This window comes from Streptomyces sp. NRRL B-3229 (assembly GCF_000719505.1).
Classification (GTDB): domain Bacteria; phylum Actinomycetota; class Actinomycetes; order Streptomycetales; family Streptomycetaceae; genus Streptomyces; species Streptomyces griseorubiginosus.
In genome coordinates this window covers 58,321-70,547 of record NZ_JOGP01000004.1, presented here as the reverse complement: position 1 = coordinate 70,547, position 12,227 = coordinate 58,321, and the positions used below count along the sequence as shown (strand labels likewise).

The window sequence follows — 12,227 nt, the reverse complement described above, 5'->3', positions numbered from 1 at the left end:
GGCTCACCGGTGCCGCATCCAGACGTTCGGCTCCCGGTAGAGGCCGAGGTCGGCGTCCCGGTCGACCCGCAGCACCGACAGCCCGTCGGGGATGACGTAGTCGCCGGACTCGGGGAGGGCGGGGCCCGTCCAGCCCTCCCACTCGGCCATGGTCCCGGTCATCGTCTGTGACTCGGGCGCGGCGGCGAGGATCTCGGCGCCCAGGCGTTCATGGGTACGGATCCACGGGTCGAGGGAGGTTCCGTCGGTCCGCCGCCATCGCAGATACGACTCGATGGGCGTCAGGGGACAACGGGCCTTGGCGGTCGGCCGCACCGGGGCGACCACGCGCCGCAGCCCCGCCTCCTGCCCGGCGTCCCGCAGCGCGGTGAGCACACGTCCGGCGAGCCCCCGCCCCTTGAGCGACGGCGTGACGAGCGCTCCGCAGATCACGAGGGTGCCGGGTCGGACACGGTTCCGGTTGTTCAGTCGTCCCGTGCTGTCTGTGCACAGCTCAGCACAGGTGTGGCAGCGCATCCCGGCGCGGGCCAGGCATTCCAGCCCGTCCGGTGTTTGAGGACGAGGCCCTTTCGGGGGCCGAAGCGGGGGGCCGGGGGCGGCAGCTCCCGGAGACGGTCACCGGAACTCCCGTGGCCTCCAAAGCGACCGGCACCGAAACACAGGTCGGCACGGCTCAGCTTCCGCAGGTACAGTGCGGAGATCAGCAGACCCCACCGTGAGGCCCGCCCGTGTTGACCCAGACGACCTCCCGGGTCCTCGAACCGAGCGACCTGGACGCCGCGCTCGCCGTCCTCGACCGTGAGCCGGTCGCGAACGCCTTCGTGACGTCGAGGGTTCAGGTGGCCGGCCTCGACCCCTGGCGGCTCGGCGGCGAGATGTGGGGCTGGTACGAGGACGGCATGCTGACGTCCCTCTGCTACGCCGGCGCCAACCTGGTGCCCATCTGCGCGACCCCGCGAGCCGTCCGCGCCTTCGCCGACCGGGCGAGACGGGCCGGCCGCCGCTGCTCCTCCATCGTCGGGCCCGCCGAACCCACCGCCCAGCTGTGGCGGTTGCTGGAACCCACCTGGGGTCCGGCCCGGGAGGTCCGCGCCCACCAGCCCCTCATGGTCACCGACCGCATGTCCACCGAGGTCGCCCCGGACCCGTACGTCCGTCGCATCCGCAAGGACGAGATGGAGACGATCATGCCGGCCTGCGTGGCGATGTTCACCGAGGAGGTCGGCGTCTCACCGCTGGCCGGCGACGGGGGACTGCTCTACCAGGCCCGGGTCGCCGAACTGGTCGGCTCCGGCCGCTCCTTCGCCCGCCTCGACGAGCACGGCAAGGTCGTCTTCAAGGCCGAGATCGGCGCGGCCACGGACCGGGCCTGTCAGATCCAGGGCGTCTGGGTGGCCCCCGAGTACCGGGGCAGGGGAGTGGCCGCCCCCGGTATGGCGGCGGTGCTGCGCTACGCCCTCGCGGACGTGGCCCCCGTGGTGAGTCTCTACGTGAACGACTTCAACACGCCCGCGAGAAGGACGTACACGCGCGTGGGGTTCCAGGAGGTCGGGGCGTTCATGAGCGTGCTGTTCTGACTTTCGGGCTGCCGGTCGGGGCGTGCTGTTCCGACTCTCCGGCTGCCGGCCGGTCCGGCCCGCTCACCCGCGAGCAGCCCCGCCCCCGATGGGAGCCGACGGATCGGCATGCCCGGCCGCGGGCACCCCTGCCCTTGGGGCAGCGCAGCGCACCGATCCGCCGCAACCACCCACCCGCCGACCACTCCGCCCCGCAGCCGCCCCGCCCCTCGGCCCCCCGCCCGAACACCCCCTGTACCCTGCCGACATGGACCTCGTCATCGGCCCCCTGGACCTGTCCGCCCACGTGGACGAGGCCCTCGCGGTGCAGGCCGTCGCCTTCGGTCTCGGTGCGGACGAGGTCGCGGTGCGGCGGCAGATCGTGCTGCGGCACATGACCTACCCCGGTGCGAGAGCCCTCGGCGCCACGGTCGCCGGGGCCCTCGTCGGGTTCGTGTACGGCATGCCCAACGACCGCACCCACTGGTGGTCCACCGTCGTGGAGCCCTACCTCCGCGCCCAGCACAACGACCTCTGGCTCGACGACTCCTTCGTGATCACCGAGCTGCACGTCCACCCCCACCACCAGAACCGCGGCATCGGCCGGACCCTGATCACCACCATCACCGACGGCGCCACGCAGCCCCGCTCGATCCTCTCCGCGATCGACACCGACAGCCCGGCCCGCGGCCTGTACCACTCCCTCGGCTACCAGGACCTCGCCCGCCAGGTCCTCTTCCCGAGCGCCCCGAAGCCGTACGCCGTGATGGGCGCCCCTCTGCCGCTGCGCCGCCGCTGACGGATTTCCACCGGCACCGGCCCCCGGCTTAAACTCGCGCCGGGGATCCCCGTCGAGGGTGGCTCCGGCGCCTCGCGATCACCCGCACCGGATCCCGCGCGGCCGCCCTCCCGGCGGACGACGGGAAGGTGCCAGGCATCCCCGGCCATCACCCTTTCCCGGCAGGAGTACGAGAACCATGGCGAACGCACCGGTCCAGCGCATGTCGCAGTTGATGGCGAAGACGCTGCGCGACGACCCGGCGGACGCCGAGGTCCTCAGCCACAAGCTGCTCGTGCGCGCCGGGTACGTGCGCCGCACCGCCGCCGGCATCTGGTCCTGGCTGCCGCTCGGCAAGAAGGTGCTGGCCAACGTCGAGCGGATCGTCCGCGAGGAGATGGACGCGATCGGCGCCCAGGAGGTCCTGCTCCCGGCCCTGCTGCCGAGGGAGCCGTACGAGGCCACCGGCCGCTGGGACGAGTACGGCGCCGAACTGTTCCGGCTCCAGGACCGCAAGGGCGGCGACTACCTCCTCGGCCCGACCCACGAGGAGATCTTCACCCTGCTGGTGAAGGACCAGGCGTCCTCCTACAAGGACCTGCCGGTCATCCTCTACCAGATCCAGCACAAGTACCGTGACGAGGCCCGCCCCCGGGCCGGCATCCTGCGCGGCCGTGAGTTCCTGATGAAGGACTCCTACTCCTTCGACACCGAGGACGAGGGCCTGGCACAGTCCTACGCCCTGCACCGCCAGGCCTACCAGAAGGTCTTCGAGCGCCTCGGCCTCGACTACCGCATCTGCGCGGCCACCGCCGGCGCGATGGGCGGCTCCAAGTCGGAGGAGTTCCTCGCCCCCGCCGAGGCCGGCGAGGACACCTTCGCGGACTGCCCGAACTGCGACTTCGCGGCCAACACCGAGGCGATCACCTACGAGCTGAAGCCGGTGGACGGTACCGCCGTCCCCGCCCTCGAGGAGATCCCCACCCCGGACACCCCGACCATCGAGACCCTCGCCGCCCACCTCGGCGTCGAGGCCGCGGCCACCCTCAAGAACCTCCTCGTGAAGGTCGACGGCGAGATCGTGGCCGTCGGTGTCCCCGGCGACCGCGAGGTCGACCTGGACAAGGTCGAGGCGCACTTCGCGCCCGCCGCCGTCGAGATGGTCACCGAGGCGGACTTCGCGGGCCGCCCCGACCTGGTCCGCGGGTACGTCGGACCGCAGGGCCTCGGGGAGAAGGTCAAGTACATCGCCGACCCGCGCGTGGCCCCCGGCACCGACTGGATCACCGGCGCCAACAAGGAGGGCACGCACGCCAAGCACGTCCTGGTCGGCCGTGACTTCGAGGTCGACGAGTACGTCGACGTCGTGGTCGTCCAGGAGGGCGACCCCTGCCCGAAGTGCGGCACCGGCCTCAAGCTGGACCGGGCCATCGAGATCGGTCACATCTTCCAGCTGGGCCGCAAGTACGCCGACGCCCTCAAGCTCGACGTCCTCGGCCAGAACGGCAAGCCGGTCCGCGTGACCATGGGCTCCTACGGCATCGGCGTCTCCCGCGCGGTCGCCGCCCTCGCCGAGCAGACCGCCGACGACAAGGGCCTGTGCTGGCCCGCCGAGGTCGCCCCGGCCGACGTCCACGTCGTCGCCGCCGGCAAGGCCCTCCAGATCGAACTTGCCCTCGACGTCTCCGAGAAGCTGCGCGCGGCGGGCCTGCGGGTCCTGGTCGACGACCGGGCCGGGGTGTCCCCGGGCGTGAAGTTCACCGACTCCGAGCTCATCGGCGTACCGCAGATCCTGGTCGCGGGCCGCCGTGCCGCCGAGGGCGTTCTGGAGCTCAAGGACCGCCGCACCGGCGAGCGCGAGGAGCTGACGGTGGACGAGGCGATCGCCCGCCTGAGCGCGTAGGGCACCGCGTCGGAGCCGTCTCCGACAGCCGGGCCGATGTGATGAGGGGCAGGACGGCGACGCCCTGCCCCTCGGATCAAAGCCACCCGGCGAACTCCAGCAACAGCTCCGCGTCCCGGGGCCGGCCCACCCGCAGCGCGCGCACTCCGGACTCCGCGGCCCGGAACAGCGTCCACCCGCGCAGCCGCTCCTGGTCCACGTCCAGCGACTCCGCGAGCCGCTTCACCCGGCGGCGCGTGGTCGCGGCCCCCGACGGCGAGGCGATCAGGTCCTCCACCCGGTCCCGCACCAGCCGGGCCAGGTCGAACGCGCACTCCCCGACCACCGGATCCGGCCCCACCGCCAGCCAGGGGGCGCGGTCGCCCGCCAGCACCTTGCTCTGCCGGAAGGTCCCGTGCAGCAACCGCACCTCGGGCGGTGCGGCCAGCAGCTCCTCGCGGGCCGCGAGCGCCGCGTCCACCAGCGCCGCCACCTCCGCCGGGGCGGACGCGCCCCGCATGGCCACGGCCTGCCGCCCGGTCCGCTCGGCCACCGTCTCGAAGACGGTCCCCTCGGGCGGCGCCACCCACAGCCGCCGCAGCGTCCCCGCCGCCTCCAGCCACGCCTTCGCCTCCGGCAGCGAGCGCACGGAGACCTCCGGATGCAGCCGCTCCAGCAGCAGGACACCCTCCGTCGACGGGACACCGTCCGTCGCGGCCGACTCGATCAGCTGGACGGCCCCCAGCCCGCCCCAGTGCGCCAGGGCCGCCCGCTCGGCCTCCGGCCGGTACCGCGGCGGGGCCAGCTTCAGCGCCGCGGGGGTGCCGTCGGGCAGCCGCACCAGCACCACCAGGCTGCTGCGCCCGCCCGGCACCTGGACCCGCTCCACGGTCAACTCCCGCGCGGCGACGGCTCGTTCGGCCGCCTCGGGCAGCTCCTCCACCCAGGCGTCACCGTCCGGCGCGCTCTCGGCGAGCGCCCGTACCAGCCGCTGCGGCGGTTCGAAAGCCATGCGCGAGTCGTTCCCTTCCGATGCCGTGTCCCGCCGTGTCCCGCAGGCGCGACCGCCGTGTCCCGCAGGCGCGACCGCCGTGTCCCGCAGGTGGCGACTGCCGTGTCCCGCCGTTCCCGCCGTGTGCGATCGCCGCTCGCGAACGCCGTCTCACGCCGTGGGCGTTGCCGTTCCCGCCCGCTCCGCGAGCCCAGGGAAGGCTACGCTGCCGCCTCGCCAGCGCACCGCCCGCACCGCGGCCTCCCGCAGCGCCTCGGCGGCCGTGCCACGCCGCTCGCCCTCGGTTGCCCGGACCACGTCCGCGTACACCCCGGCCACCCGGTCCTCCAGGACGGCGGCGAACCGTACGGCCGCGGCCGCGTCCGGCACCGGGAAGGGCAGGGCGTACGCCGCCGACGCCGCCACCGGGGTGCCGCCCAGGTCCCCTATGGCACGCGCCAGCGCGTCCCGGCGGGCCCGGTGGGAGTCGTAGGCGGCCACGGCCTCCGTGTGCCGGGCGGCGCCGATCCGGCCGCCGACGACGCCGTAGCCGTAGACCGCCGCGTGCTCGGCGGCCAGCGCCTCCTGAAGGGCCTCCAGCTCACGCTTCTCGCTCATCGGGAACCCTCCGTCAGCAGATAGGCGTGGGCCGCCCCGGCCGCCGCCACCGAGGCCAGCAGCCGGGCCAGCTCGCCCGGCACGTCCAGCAGCGCCTTGGCCCGCCGGTCGGCGAGCGCCCGCTCGGCGTCGGCGAGCTGGGCGAGGGCGTCCTTCTCGGTCGCGGGCACAGGGGCCGACGGAGAGGCGGAGGGCGAGGACGAGGCGCCGTCCGGTGTGCCGGAGGGGCTGACCGACGGGCTCGGGGAGGCCTTGGGGGCCGTCTCCCCGAACGCCTCCGCGTGCCGCACCGCTTCCGCCCGCAACGGCCCCACGCGCTCCGCGAGCGCAGGGAAGGCGGCCAGGACGGCGTCGTACCGCTCGACGATCCCCCGGCTGTCCCGCGCCGCACGCGCGCGTACCCGCTCGGCGACGGAGGGACTGCCGGCGGTCCCCTCCTCGCCGCTCTTGCCGCCGTCGGAGCATCCCGTCAGCAGGACGCCCCCGGCGACCGACGCGAGCAGGGATCTTCTGCGCGGCCCCGGGGGAACGCGCGGCGGAGGGGGGTACGACACGGCAGACGTCCTCGGGAAGCTCGTACGAACACACGGGCGGGAGGTCGGGCCCGCCGGCGATCACGGTACCCGCGCATCCGACCTCACCTGGACGGCAACACCCCCCGCGACCGGATACCCTTTGACCAGACACGCGACCTACCCACAACAGCACACGCGGCCGAGGAGTCACCCGGATGAGCACCACCCAGAGCGAGAGGCTGCGAGAGCTCCTGGAACCGCTCGTCACCTCCCAGGGCCTGGATCTCGAAGAGATCGCCGTGGACTCCGTCGGCCGGAAGCGCGTGCTGCGCGTCGTCGTGGACTCCGACACCGGTGCCGACCTGGACCAGATCGCCGATGTGAGCCGTGCGCTCTCGGCGAAGCTCGACGAGGACGACGCGATGGGCGCGGGGGAGTACACCCTCGAGGTCGGCACCCCGGGCGCCGAGCGGCTCCTCAAGGAGCACCGGCACTACGTGCGCGCCGTGGACCGGCTGGTGAAGTTCCAGCTGACCGACGGCGGCGAACTCGTCGCGCGGATCCTGACCGTCGACGACGAAGGCCTCGACCTCGAGGTCCCCGGTGTGAAGGGCCGTAAGGCCACCGCGCGCAGAATCGCCTTCTCCGACATCGACAAGGCACGCGTGCAGGTCGAGTTCAACCGCAAAGACAAGAACGAAGAGGAGGCGTAGCCGTGGACATCGACATGAGTGCCCTGCGGGGCTTGGTACGGGAGAAGGAGATCTCCTTCCCCCTGTTGGTCGAGGCGATCGAGTCGGCCCTCCTCATCGCCTACCACCGCACCGAGGGAAGCCGCCGTCACGCGCGCGTGGAGCTCAACCGGGAGACCGGCCATGTGACCGTGTGGGCGAAGGAGGACCCCGACGACCTCGAGGAGGGCCAGGAGGCCCGCGAGTTCGACGACACCCCCTCGGGCTTCGGCCGGATCGCCGCCACCACCGCCAAGCAGGTCATCCTCCAGCGGCTGCGCGACGCCGAGGACGACGCGACGCTCGGCGAGTACGCGGGACGTGAGGGCGACATCGTCATGGGCGTGGTCCAGCAGGGCCGCGACCCGAAGAACGTCCTCGTGGACATCGGCAAGCTGGAGGCCATCCTGCCGGTGCAGGAGCAGGTCCCCGGGGAGACGTATCCGCACGGCATGCGGCTGCGGTCGTACGTCGTACGGGTGGCGCGGGGTGTGCGCGGCCCGTCCGTCACCCTCTCGCGCACCCACCCCAACCTGGTGAAGAAGCTCTTCGCCCTGGAGGTGCCGGAGATCGCCGACGGCTCCGTCGAGATCGCCGCCATCGCGCGTGAGGCCGGTCACCGCACCAAGATCGCCGTCCGGTCCACCCGTTCGGGCCTGAACGCCAAGGGCGCCTGCATCGGCCCCATGGGCGGCCGGGTGCGCAATGTCATGGGCGAGCTCAATGGTGAGAAGATCGACATCGTCGACTGGTCGGACGACCCGGCCGAGATGGTGGCGAACGCGCTGTCGCCGGCCCGGGTCTCCAAGGTGGAGGTCGTGGACATGGCGGCCCGCTCCGCGCGCGTGACCGTCCCCGACTACCAGCTCTCCCTCGCCATCGGCAAGGAAGGGCAGAACGCCCGGCTCGCCGCCCGGCTCACCGGCTGGCGGATCGACATCCGGCCGGACACCGAGCAGCCCGCCGACCAGGACCGCTGAGACCGTCAGGGCCGCAGCACAGGACAGCGGAGCAGGGCTGAGGAATAGATCCAAGCCGTACGCCGCTGAGATCACGACAACAACCGTTCGATCCCTGCCCCCAAGGGGTGAGGTCGTTACGGGGAGGTAGACTTAAGAGTGTCTGGCCGGACGCACGCCCGAGCATGCCCTGAACGCACCTGTGTGGGATGCAGGCAGCGAGCGGCCAAGACCGATCTGCTGCGCATCGTGGCGATCAAGGACGCATGCGTCCCCGATCATCGCGGTACGCTGCCCGGCCGGGGTGCGTACATCCACCCCGCCCTGGTCTGTCTCGACCAGGCGGTACGCCGCCGGGCGTTCACGCGGGCGCTGCGCGCCCCGGGAGCGCTCGACACAAACGCGTTGCGCCAGTACGTCGAGCAGACAGAGAGTTGCCGGCAGGCAACACCGTAAGGAAGGTCGCGCGGAACCCCCGTGCGGCCCTGGTACCCCGCGAGTTGGAAGTAGGTCGAGATTGCGATGAGCACTCGATGAGCACGCGATGAGTACGCCCATGAAGTAGCGACGGTCCGGACACACCCGGACCTAAAAGGAGCGAAGTGGCTAAGGTCCGGGTATACGAACTCGCCAAGGAGTTCGGGGTTGAGAGCAAGGTCGTCATGGCCAAGCTCCAGGAACTCGGTGAATTCGTCCGTTCGGCGTCTTCGACCATCGAAGCGCCCGTCGTCCGTAAGCTGACGGACGCCCTCCAGCAGGGCAACGGAGGCGGCAAGGCCGCCCCCGCACGCAAGGCCGCCCCGGCACGTCCGGCGGCCCCCTCTCCCGCGCAGGCAGCCCGTCCGGCCGCCCCGCGCCCGCCGGCCCCCAAGCCGGCCGCCGCCGAGCGGCCCGCGGCTTCCGCCGCGCCGGTCACTCCCGGCCCCCGTCCCACCCCGGGCCCGAAGCCCGCGCCGCGCCCCGCGCCGGCGTCCCCGGCTCCGACCACGCCCGAATTCACGGCACCCCCGTCGGCTCCCGCCGCTCCGGCCTCCCAGGGCCAGGGTGCGCAGGGCCAGGGCTCCGGCCCGCGTCCGGGCGCCCCGCGTCCGGCCGGCCAGCAGGCCCCGCGTCCCGGCGCCCCGCGTCCGGCCGGTGCCCCCGGTCAGGGCGGCCAGGGCCGTGGTGACCGCACCGACCGTCCCGGCGCCCCGCGTCCGGGTGGCCAGGGTGCTCGTCCCGGTGCCCGTCCGGCCGGTCCCCGTCCGGGCAACAACCCCTTCACCTCTGGTGGCTCCACCGGCATGGCGCGCCCGCAGGCGCCCCGTCCCGGCGGCGCCCCGCGTCCCGGCGGCCCGGGTGGCCCCGGTGGCGCTCCCGGCGGCGCCCCGCGTCCGCAGGGTCAGGGCCAGGGCGGTCCCCGTCCCCAGGGCGCGGCGGGCGGTCCCCGTCCGCAGGCTCCGGGCGGCGCCCGTCCCAGCCCGGGCGGCATGCCCCGTCCGCAGGGCGGTCCCCGTCCCGGCGGCGGCCCCGGCGGCCCGCGTCCCAACCCCGGCATGATGCCGCAGCGTCCGGCTGCCGGGCCGCGTCCCGGCGGCGGTGGCCCCGGCGGTCGCGGTCCCGGCGCAGGCGGTCGTCCCGGTGGCGGCGGCGGTCGCCCGGGTGGCGGCGGCGGCTTCGCCGGTCGTCCCGGTGGCGGCGGTGGCGGTTTCGCCGGTCGTCCCGGTGGTCCCGGTGGCGGTGGCGGCGGCTTCGCCGGTCGTCCGGGTGGTCCCGGCGCCGGTGGCGGCGGTCGTCCCGGTTTCGGTGGTCGTCCCGGCGGTCCCGGTGGCCGTGGTGGCACGCAGGGCGCCTTCGGCCGCCCCGGCGGTCCCGCGCGTCGCGGTCGCAAGTCGAAGCGGCAGAGGCGCCAGGAGTACGAGGCCATGCAGGCCCCGTCGGTCGGCGGCGTGATGCTGCCTCGCGGCAACGGACAGACCGTCCGCCTGTCGCGCGGTGCCTCCCTCACCGACTTCGCGGAGAAGATCAACGCCAACCCGGCGTCGCTCGTCGCCGTGATGATGAACCTCGGCGAGATGGTCACTGCCACGCAGTCCGTCTCCGACGAGACCCTCCAGCTGCTCGCCGGTGAGATGAACTACATCGTCGAGATCGTCAGCCCGGAGGAGGAGGACCGCGAGCTGCTCGAGTCCTTCGACATCGAGTTCGGCGAGAACGAGGGTGGCGAGGAGTTCCTCGTCGCGCGTCCGCCGGTCGTCACCGTCATGGGTCACGTCGACCACGGCAAGACCCGCCTCCTCGACACCATCCGCAAGACGAACGTCGTCGCGGGCGAGGCCGGCGGTATCACGCAGCACATCGGCGCGTACCAGGTCACCACCCAGGTCAACGACGAAGAGCGCAAGATCACCTTCATCGACACCCCGGGTCACGAGGCGTTCACCGCCATGCGTGCCCGTGGTGCGAAGTCGACCGACATCGCGATCCTGGTCGTCGCGGCCAACGACGGCGTCATGCCGCAGACGGTCGAGGCGCTCAACCACGCCAAGGCGGCTGACGTCCCGATCGTCGTCGCGGTCAACAAGATCGACGTCGAGGGTGCCGACCCGACCAAGGTGCGCGGTCAGCTGACCGAGTACGGCCTGGTGGCCGAGGAGTACGGCGGCGACACCATGTTCGTCGACATCTCCGCCAAGCAGGGCCTCAACATCGAGAGCCTGCTGGAGGCCGTGGTCCTCACCGCGGACGCCTCGCTCGACCTGCGGGCCAACCCGGAGCAGGACGCGCAGGGTATTGCGATCGAGTCCCACCTCGACCGTGGCCGCGGTGCCGTCGCGACCGTCCTGGTGCAGCGAGGCACCCTGCGGGTCGGCGACACCATGGTGGTCGGCGACGCGTACGGCCGTGTCCGCGCGATGCTCGACGACAAGGGCGGGAACGTGGAAGAGGCGGGTCCCTCGACCCCGGTCCTCGTCCTCGGTCTCACCAACGTCCCGGGTGCCGGCGACAACTTCCTGGTGGTCGACGAGGACCGTACGGCCCGTCAGATCGCCGAGAAGCGCGCGGCGCGCGAGCGCAACGCCAACTTCGCCCGGCGCGGAGTCCGGTTCTCCCTGGAGAACCTGGACGAGGCCCTCAAGGCCGGTCTGGTGCAGGAACTCAACCTCATCATCAAGGGCGACGCGTCCGGTTCGGTGGAGGCTCTCGAGTCCTCGCTGCTCCAGCTCGACGTCGGCGAAGAGGTCGACATCCGCGTCCTGCACCGCGGCGTGGGTGCGGTCACCGAGTCGGACATCGACCTGGCGACCGGCTCCGACGCCATCGTCATCGGCTTCAACGTCCGCGCTGCGGGCCGCGCGGCGCAGATGGCGGAGCGCGAGGGCGTCGACGTCCGGTACTACTCGGTGATCTACCAGGCCATCGAGGAGATCGAGGCGGCCCTCAAGGGCATGCTCAAGCCGGAGTACGAGGAGGTCGAGCTCGGCACGGCGGAGATCCGCGAGGTCTTCAAGTCGTCCAAGCTGGGCAACATCGCCGGTGTCCTGGTCCGCTCGGGCGAGGTCAAGCGCAACACCAAGGCGCGCCTCGTCCGCGACGGCAAGGTCATCGCGGAGAACCTCAACATCTCCGGTCTGCGCCGCTTCAAGGACGACGTCACCGAGATCCGGGAAGGCTTCGAGGGCGGTATCAACCTCGGAAACTTCAACGACATCAAGGTCGACGACGTCATCGCGACGTACGAGATGCGCGAGAAGCCGCGCAGCTGACCGTCACAGCACGCGATCGGGGCCGATCGGCGGAGCCGTTCCCTCTGGGAATATCCGTCGATCGGCCCCGGCCGTTGCGTGTACGGTTCCCGTATCGGCGTCGACGCGGCGCCCGTACCCCGAACCGGCGGGACATCCGGACACACATGTATGTGGGGACTCTGTCCTTCGACCTGCTCCTCGGCGACGTGCACTCGCTGAAGGAGAAACGCTCTCTCGTCCGTCCGATCGTGGCCGAGCTCCAGCGCAAGTACGCGGTGAGCGTGGCGGAGACGGGGAACCAGAACCTCCATCGCCGGGCCGAGATCGGGCTGGCGGTGGTGTCCGGGGACACGGGACACCTCACCGACGTACTGGACCGCTGCGAGCGGCTGGTGGCCGGGCGGCCCGAGGTGGAACTGCTCTCGGTTCGACGCAGGCTCCACAGCGACGAAGACTGACGCAACAAGTA

Annotated in this window: 12 protein-coding genes; 8 read left to right on the top strand and 4 right to left on the bottom strand. The window is 72.5% G+C overall.

What is annotated here, in order from left to right; translation table 11 throughout:
* Positions 1-3: 3 nt before the first annotated feature.
* Positions 4-432 (bottom strand): hypothetical protein, encoded by a 429-nt coding sequence (locus IF54_RS0107115; RefSeq protein WP_234438929.1) that lies wholly within the window; start codon positions 430-432, stop codon positions 4-6.
* A 296-nt stretch (positions 433-728) separates the two neighbouring features.
* Here IF54_RS0107115 and IF54_RS0107110 point away from each other — a divergent pair, with 296 nt between their 5' ends.
* From IF54_RS0107110 to IF54_RS0107100, 3 genes are all read left to right on the top strand, one after another.
* Positions 729-1,577 carry a GNAT family N-acetyltransferase gene (locus IF54_RS0107110; protein WP_030315702.1) on the top strand — a complete coding sequence of 283 codons (849 nt, stop codon included), beginning with the start codon at positions 729-731 and terminating at the stop codon, positions 1,575-1,577.
* A gap of 247 nt (positions 1,578-1,824) precedes the next feature.
* Positions 1,825-2,355 carry a GNAT family N-acetyltransferase gene (locus IF54_RS0107105; protein WP_030315699.1) on the top strand — a complete coding sequence of 177 codons (531 nt, stop codon included), beginning with the start codon at positions 1,825-1,827 and terminating at the stop codon, positions 2,353-2,355.
* A 178-nt stretch (positions 2,356-2,533) separates the two neighbouring features.
* Positions 2,534-4,237 (top strand): proline--tRNA ligase, encoded by a 1,704-nt coding sequence (locus IF54_RS0107100; protein ID WP_030315698.1) that lies wholly within the window; start codon positions 2,534-2,536, stop codon positions 4,235-4,237.
* 76 nt (positions 4,238-4,313) lie between these two features.
* Here IF54_RS0107100 and IF54_RS0107095 read toward each other — a convergent pair whose 3' ends face one another.
* The 3 genes from IF54_RS0107095 to IF54_RS0107085 all read right to left on the bottom strand — a co-directional run bounded on the left by IF54_RS0107095 (position 4,314) and on the right by IF54_RS0107085 (position 6,379).
* Entirely contained in the window at positions 4,314-5,228 is a 915-nt protein-coding gene (locus tag IF54_RS0107095) for an aminoglycoside phosphotransferase family protein (RefSeq protein ID WP_030315697.1), read from the bottom strand.
* Positions 5,229-5,378: 150 nt separating this feature from the next.
* Complete coding sequence (locus IF54_RS0107090) at positions 5,379-5,825, bottom strand: ferritin-like domain-containing protein (RefSeq protein ID WP_030315695.1); 447 nt, start codon at positions 5,823-5,825, stop codon at positions 5,379-5,381.
* Positions 5,822-6,379, bottom strand: coding sequence for a hypothetical protein (locus IF54_RS0107085; protein WP_030315693.1), 558 nt, complete (start codon positions 6,377-6,379; stop codon positions 5,822-5,824). The genes IF54_RS0107090 and IF54_RS0107085 overlap by 4 nt, the downstream gene beginning before the upstream one ends.
* A gap of 176 nt (positions 6,380-6,555) precedes the next feature.
* Between IF54_RS0107085 and rimP the strand changes: the two genes are divergently transcribed.
* From rimP to IF54_RS0107065, 5 genes are all read left to right on the top strand, one after another.
* Positions 6,556-7,053, top strand: a complete 498-nt coding sequence (rimP, locus tag IF54_RS0107080) for a ribosome maturation factor RimP (protein WP_030315692.1) — start codon at positions 6,556-6,558, stop codon at positions 7,051-7,053.
* 2 nt (positions 7,054-7,055) lie between these two features.
* Positions 7,056-8,051 (top strand): transcription termination factor NusA, encoded by a 996-nt coding sequence (nusA, locus tag IF54_RS0107075; protein ID WP_030315690.1) that lies wholly within the window; start codon positions 7,056-7,058, stop codon positions 8,049-8,051.
* 138 nt (positions 8,052-8,189) lie between these two features.
* A complete protein-coding gene (locus IF54_RS40960) occupies positions 8,190-8,486 on the top strand; it encodes a YlxR family protein (protein WP_078616769.1) in 297 nt (98 codons plus the stop codon).
* 146 nt (positions 8,487-8,632) lie between these two features.
* Positions 8,633-11,776: a translation initiation factor IF-2 gene (gene infB, locus IF54_RS40955; RefSeq protein ID WP_078851897.1), complete on the top strand. Its 3,144-nt coding sequence runs from the start codon at positions 8,633-8,635 to the stop codon at positions 11,774-11,776.
* A 146-nt stretch (positions 11,777-11,922) separates the two neighbouring features.
* The gene (locus IF54_RS0107065) at positions 11,923-12,216 is read left to right on the top strand and encodes a DUF503 domain-containing protein (protein ID WP_030315687.1); all 294 of its coding nucleotides are present in this window, start codon (positions 11,923-11,925) and stop codon (positions 12,214-12,216) included.
* Positions 12,217-12,227: the final 11 nt, after the last annotated feature.

Excerpts from the sequence above, each read along its gene's own strand:
- IF54_RS0107105 (WP_030315699.1), top strand. The coding sequence starts at position 1,825 with ATGGACCTCGTCATCGGCCCCCTGGACCTGTCCGCCCACGTGGACGAG.
- IF54_RS0107100 (WP_030315698.1), top strand. The coding sequence starts at position 2,534 with ATGGCGAACGCACCGGTCCAGCGCATGTCGCAGTTGATGGCGAAGACG.
- IF54_RS0107095 (WP_030315697.1), bottom strand. The coding sequence starts at position 5,228 with ATGGCTTTCGAACCGCCGCAGCGGCTGGTACGGGCGCTCGCCGAGAGC.
- IF54_RS0107090 (WP_030315695.1), bottom strand. The coding sequence starts at position 5,825 with ATGAGCGAGAAGCGTGAGCTGGAGGCCCTTCAGGAGGCGCTGGCCGCC.
- rimP (WP_030315692.1), top strand. The coding sequence starts at position 6,556 with ATGAGCACCACCCAGAGCGAGAGGCTGCGAGAGCTCCTGGAACCGCTC.
- IF54_RS0107065 (WP_030315687.1), top strand. The coding sequence starts at position 11,923 with ATGTATGTGGGGACTCTGTCCTTCGACCTGCTCCTCGGCGACGTGCAC.